The organism is Roseibium sp. (assembly GCF_039982295.1).
GTDB lineage: Bacteria > Pseudomonadota > Alphaproteobacteria > Rhizobiales > Stappiaceae > Roseibium.
The window spans coordinates 41,119-60,112 of sequence record NZ_JBDWYP010000051.1; the positions used below are offsets into that span (position 1 = coordinate 41,119).

Annotated in this window: 15 protein-coding genes; 14 read left to right on the forward strand and 1 reads right to left on the reverse strand. The window is 59.3% G+C overall.

The genetic code is table 11. From position 1 onward, the window contains the following. The first annotated feature begins 1 nt into the window (after position 1). The 13 genes from mraY (at position 2) to recN (ending at position 16,180) form a co-directional block, all read left to right on the forward strand. Complete coding sequence (gene mraY, locus ABJZ52_RS10500) at positions 2–1,087, forward strand: phospho-N-acetylmuramoyl-pentapeptide-transferase (protein ID WP_348188009.1); 1,086 nt, start codon at positions 2–4, stop codon at positions 1,085–1,087. Between the two features lie 6 nt (positions 1,088–1,093). Next, positions 1,094–2,494, forward strand: coding sequence for a UDP-N-acetylmuramoyl-L-alanine--D-glutamate ligase (gene murD / locus ABJZ52_RS10505; RefSeq protein WP_348188012.1), 1,401 nt, complete (start codon positions 1,094–1,096; stop codon positions 2,492–2,494). Next, on the forward strand, positions 2,494–3,651 hold the full coding sequence (locus tag ABJZ52_RS10510; protein ID WP_348188014.1) for a putative peptidoglycan glycosyltransferase FtsW: 1,158 nt from the start codon (positions 2,494–2,496) through the stop codon (positions 3,649–3,651). Before murD ends, ABJZ52_RS10510 begins: the two co-directional genes overlap by 1 nt. A 19-nt stretch (positions 3,652–3,670) precedes the next feature. Further along, on the forward strand, positions 3,671–4,789 hold the full coding sequence (murG, locus tag ABJZ52_RS10515) for an undecaprenyldiphospho-muramoylpentapeptide beta-N-acetylglucosaminyltransferase (protein WP_348188016.1): 1,119 nt from the start codon (positions 3,671–3,673) through the stop codon (positions 4,787–4,789). Then, positions 4,786–6,201 carry a UDP-N-acetylmuramate--L-alanine ligase gene (murC, locus tag ABJZ52_RS10520; protein WP_348188018.1) on the forward strand — a complete coding sequence of 472 codons (1,416 nt, stop codon included), beginning with the start codon at positions 4,786–4,788 and terminating at the stop codon, positions 6,199–6,201. Before murG ends, murC begins: the two co-directional genes overlap by 4 nt. Further along, entirely contained in the window at positions 6,198–7,169 is a 972-nt protein-coding gene (gene murB, locus ABJZ52_RS10525) for a UDP-N-acetylmuramate dehydrogenase (RefSeq protein ID WP_348188021.1), read from the forward strand. Before murC ends, murB begins: the two co-directional genes overlap by 4 nt. Then, positions 7,169–8,095 carry a D-alanine--D-alanine ligase gene (locus tag ABJZ52_RS10530; RefSeq protein WP_348188022.1) on the forward strand — a complete coding sequence of 309 codons (927 nt, stop codon included), beginning with the start codon at positions 7,169–7,171 and terminating at the stop codon, positions 8,093–8,095. Before murB ends, ABJZ52_RS10530 begins: the two co-directional genes overlap by 1 nt. Then, on the forward strand, positions 8,083–8,997 hold the full coding sequence (locus ABJZ52_RS10535; protein WP_348199975.1) for a cell division protein FtsQ/DivIB: 915 nt from the start codon (positions 8,083–8,085) through the stop codon (positions 8,995–8,997). Before ABJZ52_RS10530 ends, ABJZ52_RS10535 begins: the two co-directional genes overlap by 13 nt. Then, positions 8,994–10,316 carry a cell division protein FtsA gene (gene ftsA, locus ABJZ52_RS10540; protein ID WP_153768253.1) on the forward strand — a complete coding sequence of 441 codons (1,323 nt, stop codon included), beginning with the start codon at positions 8,994–8,996 and terminating at the stop codon, positions 10,314–10,316. The genes ABJZ52_RS10535 and ftsA overlap by 4 nt, the downstream gene beginning before the upstream one ends. A gap of 100 nt (positions 10,317–10,416) precedes the next feature. Further along, complete coding sequence (gene ftsZ / locus ABJZ52_RS10545) at positions 10,417–12,186, forward strand: cell division protein FtsZ (RefSeq protein ID WP_348188147.1); 1,770 nt, start codon at positions 10,417–10,419, stop codon at positions 12,184–12,186. Between the two features lie 254 nt (positions 12,187–12,440). Beyond that, entirely contained in the window at positions 12,441–13,382 is a 942-nt protein-coding gene (lpxC, locus tag ABJZ52_RS10550) for a UDP-3-O-acyl-N-acetylglucosamine deacetylase (protein ID WP_348188028.1), read from the forward strand. A gap of 229 nt (positions 13,383–13,611) precedes the next feature. Continuing rightward, on the forward strand, positions 13,612–14,469 hold the full coding sequence (locus tag ABJZ52_RS10555) for an outer membrane protein assembly factor BamD (protein WP_348188150.1): 858 nt from the start codon (positions 13,612–13,614) through the stop codon (positions 14,467–14,469). Positions 14,470–14,509: 40 nt separating this feature from the next. Further along, positions 14,510–16,180, forward strand: a complete 1,671-nt coding sequence (recN, locus tag ABJZ52_RS10560) for a DNA repair protein RecN (RefSeq protein ID WP_348188030.1) — start codon at positions 14,510–14,512, stop codon at positions 16,178–16,180. A 40-nt stretch (positions 16,181–16,220) separates the two neighbouring features. Here the strand turns inward: recN and ABJZ52_RS10565 are convergent, their stop codons facing one another. Continuing rightward, the gene (locus tag ABJZ52_RS10565; RefSeq protein WP_348188033.1) at positions 16,221–16,436 is read right to left on the reverse strand and encodes a hypothetical protein; all 216 of its coding nucleotides are present in this window, start codon (positions 16,434–16,436) and stop codon (positions 16,221–16,223) included. A 159-nt stretch (positions 16,437–16,595) separates the two neighbouring features. On the opposite strand from ABJZ52_RS10565, the gene ligA reads away from it, so the two are divergent. After that, positions 16,596–18,749, forward strand: a complete 2,154-nt coding sequence (ligA, locus tag ABJZ52_RS10570; protein ID WP_348188035.1) for an NAD-dependent DNA ligase LigA — start codon at positions 16,596–16,598, stop codon at positions 18,747–18,749. The last annotated feature ends 245 nt before the right edge of the window (positions 18,750–18,994 follow it).

Here is an 18,994-nt window from a genome sequence, read left to right on the forward strand (position 1 = left end):
AATGTTTTATTTTCTCGGCGAATTCGCCGACCAACTCTCTGCCCTGAATGTGTTCAGGTACATCACCTTCCGAACCGGCGGTGCCATTATGACGGCGTTGCTGTTCGTGTTTTTGTTCGGGCCCAAGATCATTTCAAGTCTGCGGATGCGCCAGGGCCATGGTCAGCCTATCCGTGAGGATGGTCCCGCTGGCCACCTCCTGACGAAAAAGGGCACGCCGACCATGGGCGGGCTCATGATCCTCTCGGGAGCGTTGGTCGCTGCTCTCTTGTGGTCGGACCTGTCAAATCCCTACGTCTGGATCGTCATCGCGGTGACTGTCGGCTTTGGTGCCATCGGCTTTTACGATGACTACCTCAAGGTGACCAAGTCCTCCGACAAGGGCTTTGGGGGACGAGCACGTCTTGGCCTCGAGTTCATCATTGCAGGCGCGGCGGCCTTCGCCGTTACTGCGCTGGACAATGAACCTTTCTCGACATCGATCGCCTTTCCGTTCCTGAAAGACCTGACACTCAATCTCGGAATCTTCTTCATTCCCTTTGCAGCCTTCGTCATGGTCGGCGCGGGCAATGCTGTGAACCTGACCGACGGGCTCGATGGTCTGGCGATTGTTCCCGTCATGATTGCTTGCGCATCGTTTGCCTTGATCGCCTATCTGTCGGGTAATGCAGTCTTTGCCAGCTATCTTCAGATCCATCATGTGCCAGGCACAGGCGAGCTCGCAGTGATCGCCGGCGCCGTGATTGGTGCGGGGCTCGGTTTCCTCTGGTTTAATGCGCCTCCGGCTGCGATCTTCATGGGAGACACGGGTTCCCTCTCGCTTGGCGGCATGATCGGTGCGATCGCCGTTGCTACCAAGCACGAGATCGTGCTCGCGATCATTGGCGGTCTGTTCGTTCTCGAAGCGGTCTCGGTCATTGTCCAGGTTGTTTCGTTCAAGCTGACCGGAAAGCGGGTTTTCCGCATGGCGCCGATCCACCACCACTTTGAATACAAGGGCTGGACGGAATCTCAGGTCGTTATTCGCTTCTGGATCATTGCCGTGGTGCTTGCACTCATCGGCCTTGCCACGCTGAAGCTGAGGTAAGCACTGATGATCCCGCTCACCTCGTTTTCAGGCAAAAAGGTTGCGCTCTTCGGTCTCGGTGGATCGGGGATGGCAACCGTGCGTGCACTGATTGCGGGTGGCGCAGAAGTTACCGTCTGGGATGACGCCGAGCCCCGTGTGGAAGCTGCGATTGCAGCGGGCTTTTCGGCTGAAGACCTGCGCGATGCGGATTGGTCCCGCTTCGAGACCCTGGTGATTGCTCCAGGCGTCCCATTGACCGACCCGGCGCCGCATTGGACTGTTGATCGGGCACGGGACGCGGGTATCGAAGTCATTGGTGATGTCGAGCTCTTTTGCCGCGAGCGGCGCAAGCTCTGTCCAGAAGCACCTTTGATTGCCATCACAGGGACGAACGGCAAATCCACGACAACCGCGTTGATCGCGCATTTGCTGCGCACGCTCGGGTTTGACACGCAAATGGGCGGCAACATCGGGACGCCGGTCCTTGAGCTGGAGCCGCCAACACCGGCGCGTCACTACGTCATTGAATGTTCGTCTTATCAGATCGACCTGGCACCGAGCCTTGATCCGACCATCGGTGTGCATCTGAACCTTTCGCCCGATCATCTCGACCGGCACGGAACGATGGAGAACTACGCCGCGATCAAGGAACGTCTGATCGCGGGTTCGCGAATTGCGGTTGTTGGCGTCGACGATCGCCTGTCGGCGGAAATTGCAGATCGTCAGGATCTCGCGCGCATGCCGGTGCGCCGGATCTCCGGTGAGATGGAACTTCCAGATGGCGTTTTTGCCAAAGGCACGGACCTGATCGAGGCCAATGACGGTGCCCAGGTCAAGGTCGCCGACCTTGGCGGAATCGACAGTCTGCGCGGCCAGCATAACGGCCAAAACGCGGCTGCTGCTTTCGCAACTCTCAGCGCCCTTTGCATAGAAGGTGATCGGATCGCGGAAGCCTTCCGGAGTTTCCCGGGTCTGCACCATCGGATGGAGCTTGTTGCGCGCTCCGGGCGGGTTTTGTTCGTCAATGATTCCAAGGCGACCAACGCAGACGCGGCGGCGCGAGCGCTTGACAGTTTTGAACGGATCTACTGGATCGCGGGTGGAAAACCGAAATCGGGCGGTATTGCTCCGCTTGATGAGTATTTCGGCAAGATCGCGAAGGCCTATCTGATCGGTGAAGCCGCCAAGGACTTCGCCAAGACCCTGAAGGGCAAGGTAGACGCCAAGATCAGCCGTACGCTGGCAAAGGCAGTCGCTCAGGCGGCTGCTGATGCCTCCGCCGACGGCGCGGCCGAAGTTGCGGTTCTCCTGTCTCCCGCTTGCGCTTCCTTTGACCAGTTTCCGAATTTTGAACTGCGTGGGGAAGCCTTCTCCAAAGCGGTGCTTGAGCTCGATATGGTCCGCAAAAGCCGAGAGGTCGCCTGATGGTTAGCCGTGCAGATCGCAGCCGCTTCGCCGAATGGCTCTGGACAGTGGACCACTATCTGCTTGCGGCTTTCTTTCTGCTGATGTTCGGCGGTGTGGTCTTGTCCTTCGCGGCAAGCCCGCCGGTCGCCGAACGGCTTGGCGTTGAAACCTTCTTCTTCGTCAAACGCCAGGCGATCTACCTGATTCCGGCGATCGGCATCATGCTGGCGGGTTCCCTGATGACACCGCGCATGGTCCGGCGGATGGCCCTGGCGGTGTTTGTCGTATCGGTGGTGATGCTTGTTGCGACGCTGTTTCTCGGCATGGAAGCCAAGGGCTCCCGCCGCTGGATCTACATTGCCGGTTTTTCGCTGCAACCTTCGGAATTTCTCAAACCTGCGTTTGTTGTCCTGATCGCCTTCCTGTTGTCGGAATCCGGGCGGCGCCGGGAGGTGCCGGGCGTGCTGTTCGCAGTGCTCTTGTTTGCAATGTGCGCGGCGCTGCTGATTGCTCAGCCGGATTTCGGCCAGACCATGCTGCTCGGTCTGGTGTGGGCCGGGCTTTTCTTCCTCAACGGCTTGCCCTGGTTCGCAATCGCGGGCCTTGGCATTGCAGGTATCAGCGGCCTGATGGCAGCCTATTTCTTCCTGCCGCACGTGACCAACCGTGTAAACAGGTTTCTGGATCCCAGTTCGGGCGACACCTATCAGGTGGATACGGCAATTGAGTCCTTTCTGGCAGGTGGCTGGTTCGGACGCGGGCCGGGCGAGGGGACTGTGAAGCGGATCCTTCCCGATAGCCACACGGATTTTATCTTTGCCGTTGTAGCGGAAGAGTTCGGCATCATCGTCTGCCTGTTTCTCGTATCGGTTTTTGCCTTCATCGTGATCCGCGGGTTGTCTCATGCAAGTCGGGATCAGGATGCCTTTGGCCGCCTTGCGACGGCGGGGCTGGTCGTTCTCTTCGGGCTTCAAGCCACCATCAACCTGTCCGTCAATCTCAATCTGATGCCGCCCAAGGGCATGACCCTTCCATTCATCTCCTATGGCGGCTCATCGCTGATGTCTTCTGCAATGGTTGCCGGGGCCATTTTGGCCCTGACCCGCAAGCGGCCTCGTCCCTCGCGCGGAGATGTCGTGACTGTCAGTCGTCTGTCCCCGTCGAGCCTGATGTAAGGACACAAGCAGGAAGCCGATGACCAAGACTATTTTGCTAACAGCGGGCGGCACTGGCGGCCACCTCTTTCCTGCCCAGGCGCTTGCCAGCGAACTTGGTCGTCGTGGCCATATTGTTGAACTGGCAACGGATGAGCGCGCCGACAAATACGGTGATGCGTTTCCCGCGCGAAAGGTGCATATCGTTGCTTCCGAGACGCTTCGTGGAAAATCTCCTGTGGCACTCGCGAAGACAGCACTCAGCCTGCTTCAGGGAACATTGCAAGCACGCGGGATCGTCAAGCGACTGAAACCGGATGTCGTGGTTGGTTTCGGCGGCTATCCGACCTTTCCGCCCATGTTCGCTGCGCGGCTGACCGGAACACCATCCATCCTGCACGAAGCCAACGGTGTGATGGGCCGGGCCAACAAGATGCTCGCACGTGGAGCGACCGCAATCGCGACGAGCCTGAAGCTATCTGGTCTTCATTCGGCTCTCTTGGCCAAATGTGTCCAGACCGGAAATCCCGTTCGCGACGCGGTGGTCGAAGTCGCCAAAGCGCCTTATCCTGAATTGGCGCCCGAAAGCCCGTTCCACCTTCTCGTGTTTGGCGGATCGCAGGGGGCTCGGTTCTTTTCTGATGTGCTGCCGCCGGCGCTGGAGAAACTGCCTGATGCTCTGCGGCGCAAGTTGAAGCTGGTGCAGCAATGCCGTCCTGAAGATCTGGCCCGTGTCGGCAAGGCCTATACGGACATGAAGGTGGACGCAGAGTTAAAGTCCTTTTTCAAGGATATTCCAAAACGAATTGCAGACAGCCATCTGGTGATCAGCCGCTCGGGAGCCTCCACCGTGAGTGAATTGGCCGTCATCGGCCGGCCAGCAATTCTGATCCCATTTCCTGGAGCGCTTGATCAGGACCAGTTGGTCAATGCTGAGACGCTGGCGGCCGTGGGCGGCGCCTGGCCGATCCGGCAGTCGGAGCTGACACCCGACAAGCTGGCTGATGAAATCGCGCGCCTGATGAGCGCGCCAGACATATTGAAACAGGCGGCAGAGGTCGCTGTTGGCGAGGGGAGACCGGATGCCGTCGGCCGTTTGGCCGATCTGGTGGAGCAGGTCGCCGCTGGCGCAAACACGTTCAAGGGAGACGGCACATGAAAATGCCGCAGGATATCGGGCCGGTGCACTTCGTCGGCATCGGGGGCATCGGCATGAGCGGCATCGCCGAAGTGCTGAAGACGCTTGGCTATACGGTTCAGGGTTCGGACATGGCTGAAAACGCCAATGTTGTCCGGCTACGTGAGCACGGCATCAAGGTGATGGTTGGTCATGCTGCCGAAAACCTTGCTAACGCCGAAGTTCTGGTGGTGTCTTCGGCGATCAGGAAGGACAACCCGGAGCTGGTCGCTGCGCGCGAGCGGTTGATCCCGGTCGTGCGCCGGGCCGAGATGCTGGCTGAGCTGATGCGCTTCAAACAGGCCATCGCGGTTGGGGGAACCCACGGGAAGACTACAACTACCTCCATGATTGCGGCGCTGCTGGACGCAGGAAGTCTTGATCCGACGGTAATCAACGGTGGCATTATCAACGCCTATGGCACCAACGCCCGCATGGGCGACGGCGACTGGATGGTGGTCGAAGCCGACGAAAGTGACGGTACCTTCGTCAAGCTGCCTGCGGATGTTGCGGTGGTGACGAACATCGATCCTGAGCATCTGGATCACTACGGCGACTTTGCTGGCGTTCGAGCGGCCTTCAGCCAATTTGTCGAGAACGTGCCTTTCTATGGCTTCGCGGCCATGTGCCTGGATCACCCGGATGTGCAAACTCTGATCGGTCAGATCGAGGACCGCCGGATCGTCACCTATGGCTCCAACCCTCAGTCAGACGTCCGGTTCACGGATGTATCGATGGATGGCGGCAAGTCCACATTTTCGGTTGCTATCCGCGACCGGCGCAGCGGTGAGACGGTGGCATTGGAGAACCTGGTGCTGCCGATGCCCGGGCTGCACAATGTCTCCAATGCAACGGCTGCCATCGCAGTTGCCTCACAGCTTGGTGTCGGGCCTGACGACATTCGAAAGGGTCTTGCCGCATTTGGCGGCGTTAAACGGCGCTTCACGCATACAGGCACTGCGGGCGGGATCGACGTCTTTGATGACTATGCGCATCATCCGGTGGAAATCCGTGCCGTGCTTCACGCTGCAAGGGAGTCCTCCCGGGGCAAGGTGATTGCCGTTGTTCAGCCGCACCGCTACTCGCGGTTGGAAAGCCTCTTTGATGATTTCTCAAGCTGCTTCAATGATGCGGACACGGTGATTGTCGCGCCGGTCTATGCAGCAGGGGAACAGCCTATCGAGGGAGCGGGGCATCTGGATCTCGTATCCGGACTGAAGACGCGCGGACACCGGTCGGTCCATGCCATCGAGGGACCGGAAAAACTGGCTGACCTTGTGCATGAGCTGGCTGAACCAGGCGATTACGTCATTTGCCTTGGGGCAGGGAACATCACTCAGTGGGCCTATGCCTTGCCTGATGGTCTCAGGCGCTTGCAGGAGGGCGGTGCGTGAGTTTTCCCGACCTCCTCGAAACTCACCCCGGCCTGGGCGAGGGCATTCGGGGCAAGCTGACAGCCAATCAGCCGCTGTCGGCAGTGACCTGGTTCCGCGTCGGCGGACCGGCTCAGCTCCTGTTCCAGCCCGCAGATGAAGCTGATCTTGCGACTTTCCTGTCCCGGCTTCCTGAGGACATTCCTGTCCTTCCGGTTGGCCTTGGGTCCAATCTGCTGATCCGGGACGGCGGGCTTGAAGGCGTGGTGATCCGCCTCAGTGCCAAAGGGTTTGGCGGCATCGAAGAGGTCGGAAATCATCGTTTGAAGGTTGGTGCTGCTGTTCCTGATAAGCGGCTCTCGGAGGCGGCGGCAAAGGCCGGTCTTGGCGGCTTTGCCTTCTACACGGGGATTCCTGGCGGTGTCGGAGGTGCCTTGCGTATGAACGCGGGCGCCCACGGCACGGAAACGCGCGACCGTATGGTTGAGTTGATCGGCATAGACCGACAGGGTCATCGTCACGTGCTGAGCAACGCGGACATGAACTATGCCTATCGGCACTCCGAAGCGCCGAAGGACATGATCTTCACTGAAGCGGTTTTCGAGGGCGAGGCCGTGTCGGAGGACGTGATCCGGCAGGAAATGGACGAGGTTGTCGCGCATCGCGAGCGCGCCCAGCCAATCCGCGAAAAGACCGGAGGTTCGACCTTCAAGAACCCGCCGGGCACTTCTGCCTGGAAAGAGGTCGATGCTGCGGGTTGCCGAGGTCTGAGCGTCGGCGGTGCGCAGATGTCAGAGATGCACTGCAATTTCATGATCAATACGGGTCGGGCGACCGGCGCTGATCTGGAACGTCTCGGCGAGACAGTACGCAAACGCGTGTTCGAGCATTCGGGCATTCGTCTCGAATGGGAAATCAAACGGCTTGGCCATTTTGGTGAAGGCGATGCGATCGAACCCTTTTTGGGTGCACACAAGGAGCAAGGCTGATGTCCGGCAAACATGTTGCTGTCCTGATGGGTGGCTGGGTCCATGAGCGGCCTGTCAGCCTGTCAACCGGAACGGAGTGTGCGGATGCCCTTGAAAAGGCGGGCTATCAGGTCAGCCGCATCGATGTGGACCGCGATATTGCAGCTGTTTTGAAGGCACTGTCGCCCGACGTTGTGTTCAACGCACTTCACGGTCCCTTCGGTGAAGATGGGTGCATTCAGGGTGTCCTGGAGGTGCTTGATATTCCCTACACCCATTCGGGTGTCATGGCCTCTGCGCTGGCGATGAACAAGATCAAGGCCAAAGCGGTCATGTCGGCGGCCGGTGTTATGGTTACTCAACACTTAATTGTGAATCGTCACGATGTGGGCAATCAGCACCCCATGGACCCTCCTTATGTGATCAAACCGATCAACGAAGGATCGAGTTTTGGCGTGCTCATCGTGAAGGAAGATCAGGCCCATCCACCACAGGAGCTGACCGGCTCGGATTGGCCGTATCCCGACGTTTTGATGTGCGAACGCTACATCCCCGGGCGGGAGCTTACCTGTGCCGTGATGGGGGACCGTGCCCTTGGTGTGATCGACATCGTCCCCACCGGTCCAGGGTTCTATGACTTTGATGCGAAATATGCGGATGGAGGATCAAAACACATCCTTCCTGCAAAAATTTCACCGATTGTTTACCAAGAAGTACAGACACTGGCACTGAAGGCGCATCAGGCTCTCGGTTGCCGTGGTGTTTCGCGAGCGGACTTCCGATTCAACGAGCGGGAAGACGGCACTGGCGAGCTGATATGCCTCGAAGTGAACACACAACCAGGCATGACGCCTACTTCTCTGGTGCCCGAACTTGCGGCGCATGAGGGGATCGGTTTTCAGGACCTGGTCAGTTGGATGGTAGAGGAAGCAAGTTGCTGTCGCTAAGGCGCAAATACGAACGAGACGAGCTCACTCCGATGGAGGCCGAACTGGCTCCGCGGGGACGTGGCGTGTCACGTTTGCACCGGCAGCCAGTCTGGCGCGCGGCGGGCCGTTTGGCCCAGTTGCCGAGCTGGACCGGTTCCGCGGCGGCGCTCGCCTTTTTGTCCCTCACCATCGGCTACGGCATCGTCCTTGGCGGTTATGGCAGGGAAGTGTCTGACGCACTTCTGTCCGCGGGCGGCCTCGGCATCGAGACCGTCAAGCTCTCCGGCCAGCGCGAAACCAATGAATTCCAGATCCTCGAAGCGCTCGAAATTCAGGAAGGGTCGTCTCTGGCTCTCTTTGATGCTGAGGCTGCACGCGAGCGTCTTACCGAAATCGCCTGGGTCAAGCAAGCCTCGGTGATGAAGCTCTATCCGGGCACGCTGCAGATCAAGCTCGACGAGCGGATTCCCTATGCGCTTTGGCAGCGCGGAGAACTTGTCTCGATCATCAATGAGCAGGGTGACGTGATCACCGATGAAGTGGATGGACGTTATGCCAATCTGCTTCTGGTGGTGAACCATGGCGCACAGCGCAGGGCCGGTGAGATCATGGCCGCGCTCGATACGGTGCCTGAGCTTCGCTCGCGTGTTCGGGCTGCCTTCCTGGTGGGCCAACGCCGTTGGGATTTGATGCTGGAAAACGGCATTTCCATTCGCCTGCCGGAAAATGACGTCGAAACCGCACTGGCCGATGTGGTCGAGATGGATGCGGAGTCCGGTCTTCTGACACGCGACATCGCGGCCGTAGATATGCGTCTTGCCGACCGGGTGGTGGTGCGGCTTTCAGACGATGCGATTGCACGTAGAAAGGCCGGTAGCGGCAGTGACGAGAAATTGGTGAAACTGGAGCGAGATACATGAGCCGCTCCGGATCCTCCCTTTACCTTCCGCGCATGCGCCCGCTTCCCGGACGCCGCGCGGTTGTCATGTCTGTGCTCGACGTCGGTTCGACCAAAGTGTGCTGCTTGATTGCCAAGCTTACACCGCGCGAGGATTCCGACATTCTGGCTGGCCGGTCTCATTCCGTCGAAGTTCTGGGCTACGGCTACCAGCGCTCGCGTGGCATCAAGTCCGGCGTTGTCGTTGATATGGATGCCGCCGAACAGGCAATCCGGCTTGCGGTGGATTCAGCTGAGCGCATGGCCGGCGTGACGGTTGAATCCCTGATCGCCAATGTGAGCTGTGGCCGCCTTCAAAGCGAGATTTTCTCCGCAGGCGTTCCGCTTGCCGGCGACGCTGTCACGGAAGCCGACATCCAGCGGGTTCTTTCGGCCGGGTCTTCCCATTCGGTGACGGAAGGCCGGGCAGTGACCCATGCCTTGCCGATTTCCTATTCGCTCGACGGCAACCGCGGCATGCGCGATCCGCGCGGCATGATGGGCCAGAAGCTGGGCGTCGACATGCAGGTTGTGACGACCGAAGTCGCTCCTGTCCGCAACCTCGAGCTCTGCATCAACCGCGGCCACCTTCACGTCGAAACCATGGTTGCAACACCTTTCGCAAGTGGTCTGTCGACGCTTGTCGATGACGAGACCGAACTCGGCGTTGCCTGCATCGACATGGGCGGCGGAACGACGACACTGTCCGTCTTTGTCGAAGGCCACATGGTGCACCTTGATGCCATCGCCGTCGGTGGACACCACGTTACAACAGATATCGCACGGGCCTTTGCCACGCGCCTGCAGGACGCAGAGCGGCTGAAGACCCTTCATGGATCGCCTCTTGCCAGTTCCTCCGATGACCGCGACATGCTCACGGTTCCGGCTTTGGAAAGTGATAGCGATCTGCCAAACCAGATTCCCCGTTCGGCGCTGACACGTGTCATTCGTCCGCGCGTGGAAGAAATCCTCGAACTTGTGCGTGATCGCCTGACTGCCTCCGGCTTTGCCGGCCGGGTTGGCAAACAGATCGTTCTGACTGGTGGTGCCAGTCAGCTCACGGGTTTGAGTGAAGTTGCGCGCCGGGTCCTGGGGCGTAACGTTCGTCTTGGCCGGCCGCTTGGCGTTGCCGGTCTCCCGGAGGCTGCGAAGGGCCCGGCTTTTGCCGCAGCCGTTGGCCTCCTGATCTACCCGCAAGTTGCCCAGATCGAGCAGTTCGAGCACAGGAACCGCAGATCCGGGTGGACAGGGCAATCTGGCTATCTGGCCCGTGTCGGTCAGTGGATCAGGGAAAGCTTCTGACGAAATGAGCGCAGGACAGGAACCGCCGGTAACGGCTGACGAGATTAGGGAAGAAGAGGGACATCCCGTTGCGGGAGCCCCAGAGGGTCGCGAGGACAACATGACCATCAACCTGAAGATGCCCGACATTCAGGAGCTGAAGCCGCGTATTACGGTTTTCGGCGTCGGCGGAGCGGGCGGCAATGCCGTCAACAACATGATCACTGCAGGCCTCCAGGGTTGCGACTTTGTCGTCGCCAACACGGATGCACAGGCGCTGGCCATGAACCACTCGGAACGTCTCGTCCAGATGGGCGTGGCTGTGACCGAGGGTCTCGGTGCCGGCTCCCAGCCTGAGGTTGGTTCGGCAGCCGCTGAAGAGGTGATCGACGAAATCAACGATCATCTTTCCGGTTCGCACATGGTGTTCATCACCGCCGGCATGGGCGGTGGCACCGGTACAGGCGCAGCCCCGGTTATTGCCCGTGCAGCTCGCGAGCAGGGCATCCTGACCGTTGGTGTTGTCACCAAGCCGTTCCAGTTCGAAGGTGCGCGCCGCATGCGCATCGCGGACAGTGGCATCGAAGAGTTGCAGCGCAACGTCGACACGCTGATCGTGATCCCGAACCAGAACCTGTTCCGTATCGCCAATGCGCAGACGACCTTCGCGGACGCCTTCGCCATGGCCGACCAGGTGCTCTACTCCGGTGTTGCCTGCATCACCGACCTGATGGTCAAGGAAGGTCTCATCAACCTCGACTTTGCTGATGTGCGCTCGGTCATGCGCGGCATGGGCAAGGCGATGATGGGCACCGGCGAAGCCAGTGGCGAGAACCGCGCTCAGCAGGCAGCTGAAGCGGCGATTGCGAACCCGCTGCTCGACGAGTCCTCCATGAAGGGCGCTAAGGGTCTGCTGATCTCCATCACCGGCGGCAACGATCTGACGCTGTTCGAAGTGGATGAAGCTGCGACCCGTATCCGCGAAGAAGTGGATTCAGACGCGAACATCATTCTCGGCGCGACCTTTGACGAGAGCCTTGACGGCATCATCCGCGTTTCCGTCGTGGCGACCGGCATCGACCGGGAGGCCGAAGCGGAATTCCTGGGAAAGTCTGAGATCAAGCCAGCGATCGCGCCCAAGCCGGTCGAGATGGCTGCTCCGGCCGCTGCGCCTGTCGCAGCCAAGCCGCGGGTTGAGGATGTTGCAGCCCGCGCGGTTGCAAGTCTTGAACGCGAACTTGCGATCCCTGCGCCGGTTGCAGCCGAGAGCGATCCGGAAGTCGAGATCAAGCCGTTTCAGCCCTCTGAAGAGCTGATGAACGAGAAGACACCTCTGGTGAATGTCGAGGAAGAGACACCGGCACCTAAAATGGATGCCGAGCCGATCAGCAAGCCTTACATTCCGCCGGTGGCCGAGCAGCACAGCCCGGCTCCGCGGATGCCTCGGGTCGAGGATTTCCCGCCGATTGCCCAGCGTGAGATTCTGTCCCAGCAGACGCCTGCAGCCGCTCCGGCTCCGGCACAAGCTCAGGCAGCCCCTGCAGCTCAGCCCGCAGCCACATTCGACGGCGAGTTCGACGAGCATGATGACGAGCGTCGCCCGATGGGCCTGCTGCGCCGTCTTGCCAGCGGTCTCGGCCGGAAGGATGAGCTCGATGAGGAGCATGAGGCTCTGCATCATGAAGAGCAGCCGCATATGACGGCTCCGGTTCAGGCAGCGCGCCCGGCACCTGTTGCTGCAGCGCCGGCACCGCGTCCCGCCCCACGGCCTGCCGCTCATGGTGCTGCCGGTCAGCTGGACACAACCGGACGTGCAAGCCCCAAGGCTCCGGCACCGATGGATGATGATCAGCTTGAGATCCCGGCCTTCTTGCGGCGTCAGTCAAACTGATTCCCTGCCAGATCCGGTCCTGACAAATCAGACGGCTCGATGCGAATGTATCGAGCCGTTTTTGTTTCTATAATTTACGCATAGAAAACAAATGCTTGCATCTGTGACAAGCGTTACAAAGCGTAATAAAGCTTTATTTCAAGTCAGGCTGTCTTGTGGGTATGTTCTGCCCAACTCGTGATCGTTAACAAATCGTAAGGGTTTCAAAACTCCACCGAATTGTTGACGAGGTCTCAGACAAACCGGGCAGCCATATGACACAGCACATCGATCGCCAGACCACCATTGCAGATCAGGTCACTCTGACAGGTATCGGTGTTCACTCGGGGAAACCGGCGTCGATCACGCTTGTGCCAGCAGACGCAGGGACCGGTATCGTGTTCCAGCGGACCGACGTGGAAAACGCACGCGAAATGCCGGCGCTCTGGAAAAACGTGACACAAACGTCCCTGCAGACAGTCCTCGGCGATCCTTCCGACAACGGCATGTCCACGGTTGAGCATCTCATGGCTGCGCTCAGCGGTCTTGGCGTCGACAATCTTCTGATCGAGATTGATGGCCCTGAAATGCCGATCATGGACGGCAGCAGTGCTGCTTTCGTGGAAGCGATCGATCAGGTTGGACTGAAGCGTCTGGATCGTGGCCGTCGTTATTTGCGGGTCAAGAAGACGGTTCGTGTCGATACCGGCAGCGCCTGGTGCGAGCTTCAGCCCTACAACGGCATTCATTTCGACATCACCATCGACTTTGACACACCGTTGATCGGCCGGCAGCAATTCGCCTCCGACATGACACCGGATGTGTTCCGGTCGGATCTTTCGCGTGCGCGCACCTTCGGCAACGTCAAGGACGTCGAGCAGCTTTGGAAGATGGGCTTTGCCCTCGGATCCTCACTTGAGAATTCCGTTGCGATTGCGGATGACAAGGTTCTCAATCCGGAAGGCACTCGCTGGTCGGACGAATTTGCCCGGCACAAGGCGCTCGATGCGGTGGGAGACCTGTCGCTTGCAGGGCTGCCGATTCTTGGCCTCTACCGCTCGTACAAGGGCGGCCACAAGATGAACCACGCGATCCTCGTCAAATTGTTTGAGGACAAGGACGCGTTCGAAATCGTGGAGGCGCCTGCTTTTCGCGAAGCTGGCCATGCCGAGACTGTAGGGCTTGCAGCGGCCGCATTTGGTCCGGACGTTTCCTGATCTGGCTCATAACTTCGCTCTCAGCTCGTGTTTGTCAGACTGCCGTTTTTCGCGCTTGCCACAAAAAAGCTCAAAAAAAGCGACACATGGCTGTTCTGGGGCGTGACGGAAGCAGTTGATTTCCGCTAAACACCTTCAGTCATAATTGCCAAATGAACCTGTCGCGAAGCTTGCGGGCCGATTGAACAGGCGAGGAGTGCTTGGGGTGAAATTGATGAATTGGCGCCAGATGGATGAACAGGTGAACCTGGAAGCAGGTCAGCCGACGACCGGCATCCTCAAGATCGCGGCGCTTGCGATTCCCCTGGCTCTCGCGGCTTGCTCGTCGAAAGACGACCTTGATGACCTGGCGCTGAACGATACGCCGCCGGAAGTTCTCTACAATGAAGGCCTTGCGCTGCGTGCGCAGGGCAGGTTGGCACCGGCCAGCAAGAAGTTTGAAGAACTCGACAAGCTCTACCCCTATTCCGAGTACGCCAAGAAGTCGCTGGTCAATATGGCCTATGTGAACTTCTCGCGCGGCAAATATGCCGAAGCCATCAGCGCGGCGCGGCGGTTCCTGACGCTCTATCCGGGCAACGAAGACGCAGCTTATGCGCTTTACATCATCGGGCAGAGCTATTTCCGTCAAATGCCGGACATCACCCGGGACCAGGAAACCACCGAGAAGGCCAGGTCTGCCTTCAACGAGCTGCTGCAGCGCTACCCTGATTCGGAATATACCTCTGATGCAGAAGCCAAGCTGCGCGTCGTTCAGGATCAGCTGGGCGGCAAGGAAATGCAGGTCGGCCGCTATTACCTGGAAAAGCGCAATTACATTGCAGCGATCAACCGCTTCAAGACCGTGGTCATTCACTATCAGACCACACGACACGTCGAAGAAGCCCTGTTTCGCCTGACCGAGGGCTATTATGCGCTTGGTGTTGTGAGTGAAGCGCAGACTGCTGCAGCTGTCCTTGGGCACAACTTCCCGGACAGCCAGTGGTACAAGGATGCCTATTCGCTGTTGAACAAAGGGGGATATGAACCCTCTGAAGACAGTGGAAGCTGGATCAGCAAGGCATTCAGGGGTATCAACGTCTTCTGATCTTAGTGGACTACTGACCTGGATCCGGAGCTTCCTGCCCATGCTCGTGACGCTGGCCATTCGCGACATTGTCCTGATTGACCGTCTCGATCTCGATTTTTCAAACGGAATGTCCGTGCTCACCGGGGAAACCGGCGCGGGCAAATCCATCCTGCTCGATTCGCTGTCACTGGCGATCGGCGGGCGAGGAGATGCCGATCTTGTGCGCCATGGCGAGAGCCAGGGACAGGTGACAGGCGTTTTTGACGTGCCTGGCGATCACGCTGTTCGTCAGTTGTTACGGGAGAATGATGTCGAGGACGACGGAGACATCATCTTGCGCCGCGTCCAGACCTCTGACGGACGGACACGAGCCTTTGTCAATGACCAACCGGTCAGCGTCGGCCTGATGAAGCAGGCGGGTGCGTTACTGGTCGAGATCCATGGTCAGCATGACGACCGGGCGCTGGTCGATCCGGAAAGTCATCGCCAGCTTGTCGACAGCTTTGCAGGCCTCCACGACGATGTGGAGCGGGTCGGTGATGCCTATTCAACCTACCGGCAGGCGGAAAAAGCGGTCCGCGATCACACGGCAAGAATAGAGACTGCGCGCCAGGAAGCCGATTACCTCAAGGCTGCGGTGGATGAGTTGACGCGGCTGGCGCCGGTGGGCGGTGAAGAGGAAGACCTGGCGACACGCCGGACCACCATGATGCAGGTGGAGAAGATCGCCGGCGATCTCAATGATGCTTTCGAGACGCTCAATGGTGGTGCATCCCCGATCCCCGAGCTGTCCAGCCTCCTGCGCCGTATGGAGCGCAAGGCCGACCAGGTGCCGCATTTGCTCAATGCGCCTGTGAGGGCGCTGGCTTCAGCGCTCGATAGCCTCGAGGATGCGCGTGGCGGGCTGGAAACGTCTCTTCGCGAGACAGATTTCGATCCAAGGGAACTGGAAACCGTCGAGGAGCGGCTCTTCGCGCTGCGGGCTGCAGGGCGCAAGTTCTCTGTTCCGGTTGATGAGCTCGCAGCGCTCTGTGCCCGGATGAGCGCTGACCTTGCTGATCTGGATGCCGGCGAAGACAAGCTTGCTGCTTTGGAGGCGGCGGCGGTCAAGGCAAAAGAGACTTATGACGCCAGGTCCATGAAGCTTTCGGACAAGCGCCAGAAAGCTGCGCGAGCGCTGGAGAAGGCTGTGGGCGCAGAACTGCCGGCGCTGAAACTGGAGCGTGCCCGGTTCATCGTTGAGACAACGCGAGATCCGGAAGCGCGTGGTCGGTCCGGCATCGACCAGATGGAGTTTCACGTCCAAACGAATCCGGGAACCCGGCCCGGGCCCATGATGAAAGTAGCGTCCGGTGGAGAACTGTCCCGCTTTCTGCTGGCGCTCAAGGTGTCGCTGGCAGACAAGGGCTCCGCGCCGACGTTGGTGTTCGACGAGATCGACACCGGTGTAGGCGGGGCCGTGGCCGAAGCCATCGGCGTGCGGCTGGCTCGTCTCGCTGCCAATGTTCAGGTTCTCACGGTTACACATGCTCCGCAGGTCGCAGCAAGGGCTGCAGGCCATTTCCTGATCGCGAAGGAAGCTGCGGACAAGGAGCGGGTTGCGACGCGTGTTCGCCTGATCGACGAAGATCACCGGCGCGAGGAAATCGCGCGGATGCTTGCCGGCAGCACCATCACCGAGGAAGCCCGGGCGGCAGCCAGCAAGCTGATTGCCGAAGCGGCGCAGTAGAGATTAAACGTGCCGCGTTCGGTTTGATCCCTCTTGGCTGTTAGTCATCGGTGCCGGGAATTGGCGTCGTAATTGTCTTCGTGTCCATATTCGGCAGATTCAGTTCGATGCTGACCTCATCGTTCGAGCCAAAGTAGCCGTTGGTATAAAGAATGCCGCCAATGATGAGGGCGACAGCGAGGCCGCCGGCAATGAACCAGCCTGCGCCCAGGGCTGCTGTTTCCGTTTTGGACGTCTCTCGGTCCTGATAAGCCATTTCAAGATCTCCTGTGCTCTCGCCGGGAACCGGTTTCCCCGTCCGACTTCTTGATGGATCAACCCTTGAGACTGGACTTTGGTTCCGTTAAGCGATCAGCTGTCCATATGGGGGCAGCCGGATTCCCAGCGGCCCCGCCCTTGATTGCGTGATGAGATCATGACCGAAACTTCTGCTGCAATGACCGCTGTTGAGGCCCTCTCTGAAGAGGAGGCAAAAGCCGAGCTGCATCGGCTCGCAGTCGAAATTGCCGAGAACGACAAGCGCTACCACGGCGAGGATGCACCGGTCATTTCCGATGCCGAATACGATGCGCTGCGTCGACGCAATGGCGCGATCGAAGCACGGTTTCCCGGTCTTGTGCGAGAGGACAGTCCTTCGCGCACTGTGGGCGCCGAGCCGTCTGATGGCTTTGGCAAGATCACCCACAAGGTGCCGATGCTGTCGCTGGACAACGCCTTTGACGACGATGATGTTCGCGACTTCGTTGGCCGGGTGCGGCGGTTTTTGAAATTTGATCCGTTGATGGGCGTGCTCGCGGTCACCGCAGAGCCGAAGATCGACGGCCTGTCCCTGTCATTGCGCTACGAGAAGGGAAAGCTCGTTAGCGCCGCGACGCGCGGAGACGGCACGGTGGGAGAGAATGTCACCGCCAACGCGCGCACGATCGCCGACATTCCCAAAGAGCTTTCCGGCGACGTTCCGGATGTGGTCGAGGTCCGGGGCGAGGTCTATATGGCCCATGCGGATTTCACGGCGCTCAATGCGCGCATGGAGGCCAATGGCGGCAAGACCTTTGCCAATCCGCGCAACGCGGCGGCCGGCTCACTTCGTCAGCTCAACCCGGAAATCACCGCCTCGCGGCCCCTGCGCTTTTTTGCCTATGCCTGGGGCGACATGAGCGAGATGCCGGCAGACACCCAGATGGGCATGGTCGAAGCCTTTCGGGACTGGGGCTTTGTCATCAATGACCGGATGAAGCGGTGCGAGAGCGTCGAAGAGCTGGTCAAGGTCTATCACGGCATCGAGGAAGAACGGGCGACGCTTGGCTATGACATCGATGGCGTGGTCTACAAGGTGGACCGTCTCGATTTGCAAACGCGGCTTGGCTTTATCTCCCGTTCCCCCCGCTGGGCGATTGCGCACAAGTTTCCAGCCGAACAGGCCTTCACGCTGCTCAACGATATCGAGATCCAGGTCGGACGGACAGGGGCACTGACACCCGTCGCCAAGCTGGAGCCGGTGACCGTTGGCGGTGTGGTTGTCTCCAATGCGACCCTGCACAACGAGGATTACATCAAGGGCATCGGGCCTAACGGCGAGGCGATCCGCGAAGGCAAGGACCTTCGCGTTGGCGATACCGTGAAGATCCAGCGTGCGGGCGACGTCATCCCCCAGATCGTGGATGTGGACCTTGCCAAGCGCCCGGAAGGGGCGGAGCCTTTCGAATTTCCGACGGTTTGTCCCGCGTGCGGCAGTCATGCGGTGCGCGAGGAAAATGCCAAGACCGGCCGGCGTGATGCGATCCGGCGCTGTACCGGCGGTCTGATCTGTCCGGCCCAGGCGACGGAAAAGCTGAAACACTTCGTGTCGCGCAATGCCTTTGACATCGAGGGCTTCGGTGACAAGCAGGTCGATGCTTTTTATGCCGACGGTTTTGTGACCACCCCGGCGGAGATTTTTACCCTGGAAGCGCGCGACCGCCAGGCGCTGACCAAACTGCGCAACCGGGAGGGATGGGGCGCTGTTTCGGCGCGCAATCTGTTTGCGGCCATCAATGAACGCCGCTCCATCGATCTGCACCGTTTCATCTTTGCGCTCGGCATCCGCCATGTGGGCGAGGGCAACGCCAAGCTGCTGGCGCGGGCATACGGCTCCTGGGAGGCCTTTTCGCAGGCGATGGTGAAGGCTGGAGATCAGACCGGCGAAGCCTGGCGGGACCTCAATGACATTGATGGCATCGGCGGTATTGTCGCGGAAGCGCTGACGGAGTTCTTCGCGGAGGAACACAATCTGGCGCAGCTCGCTGCACTTCTGGAGGAAGTGACCCCGAAAGAGGCGGAAGTTGTCGATACCGGTAACAGCCCGGTCGCAGGCAAGACCGTTGTCTTTACCGGGTCCCTTGAGCGCATGACGCGGGATGAAGCGAAAGCCATGGCTGAACGGTTCGGTGCCAAGGTTTCAGGTTCGGTTTCAAAGAAAACGGATCTGATTGTGGCCGGTCCTGGCGCGGGATCCAAGTTGAAGAAAGCTGAAGAACTTGGTTTAGAAGTTATTAGCGAGGATGACTGGTTCAGCCTTGTGGGTGCCTGACTCTGACTATCCATGATCGATGTAATGGCCGAATTAAGCCATTTGTCAAAGAAGCTTCTGAAATCACGTGAAAAATCAGCCTTGCGCGAACCCTTGGTTGTATTGACAGGGGCTGAAATAAGCATTTCCACGTGGTTTTGAGCAGGCTCCCATTTTTCAGGGGGTGCGCAAAATTAAATTAATTCAAATGAAATAATTCTCGACAACTCTCCTAGGGGAATAAGCTTAACCCGACATGGAGGGGC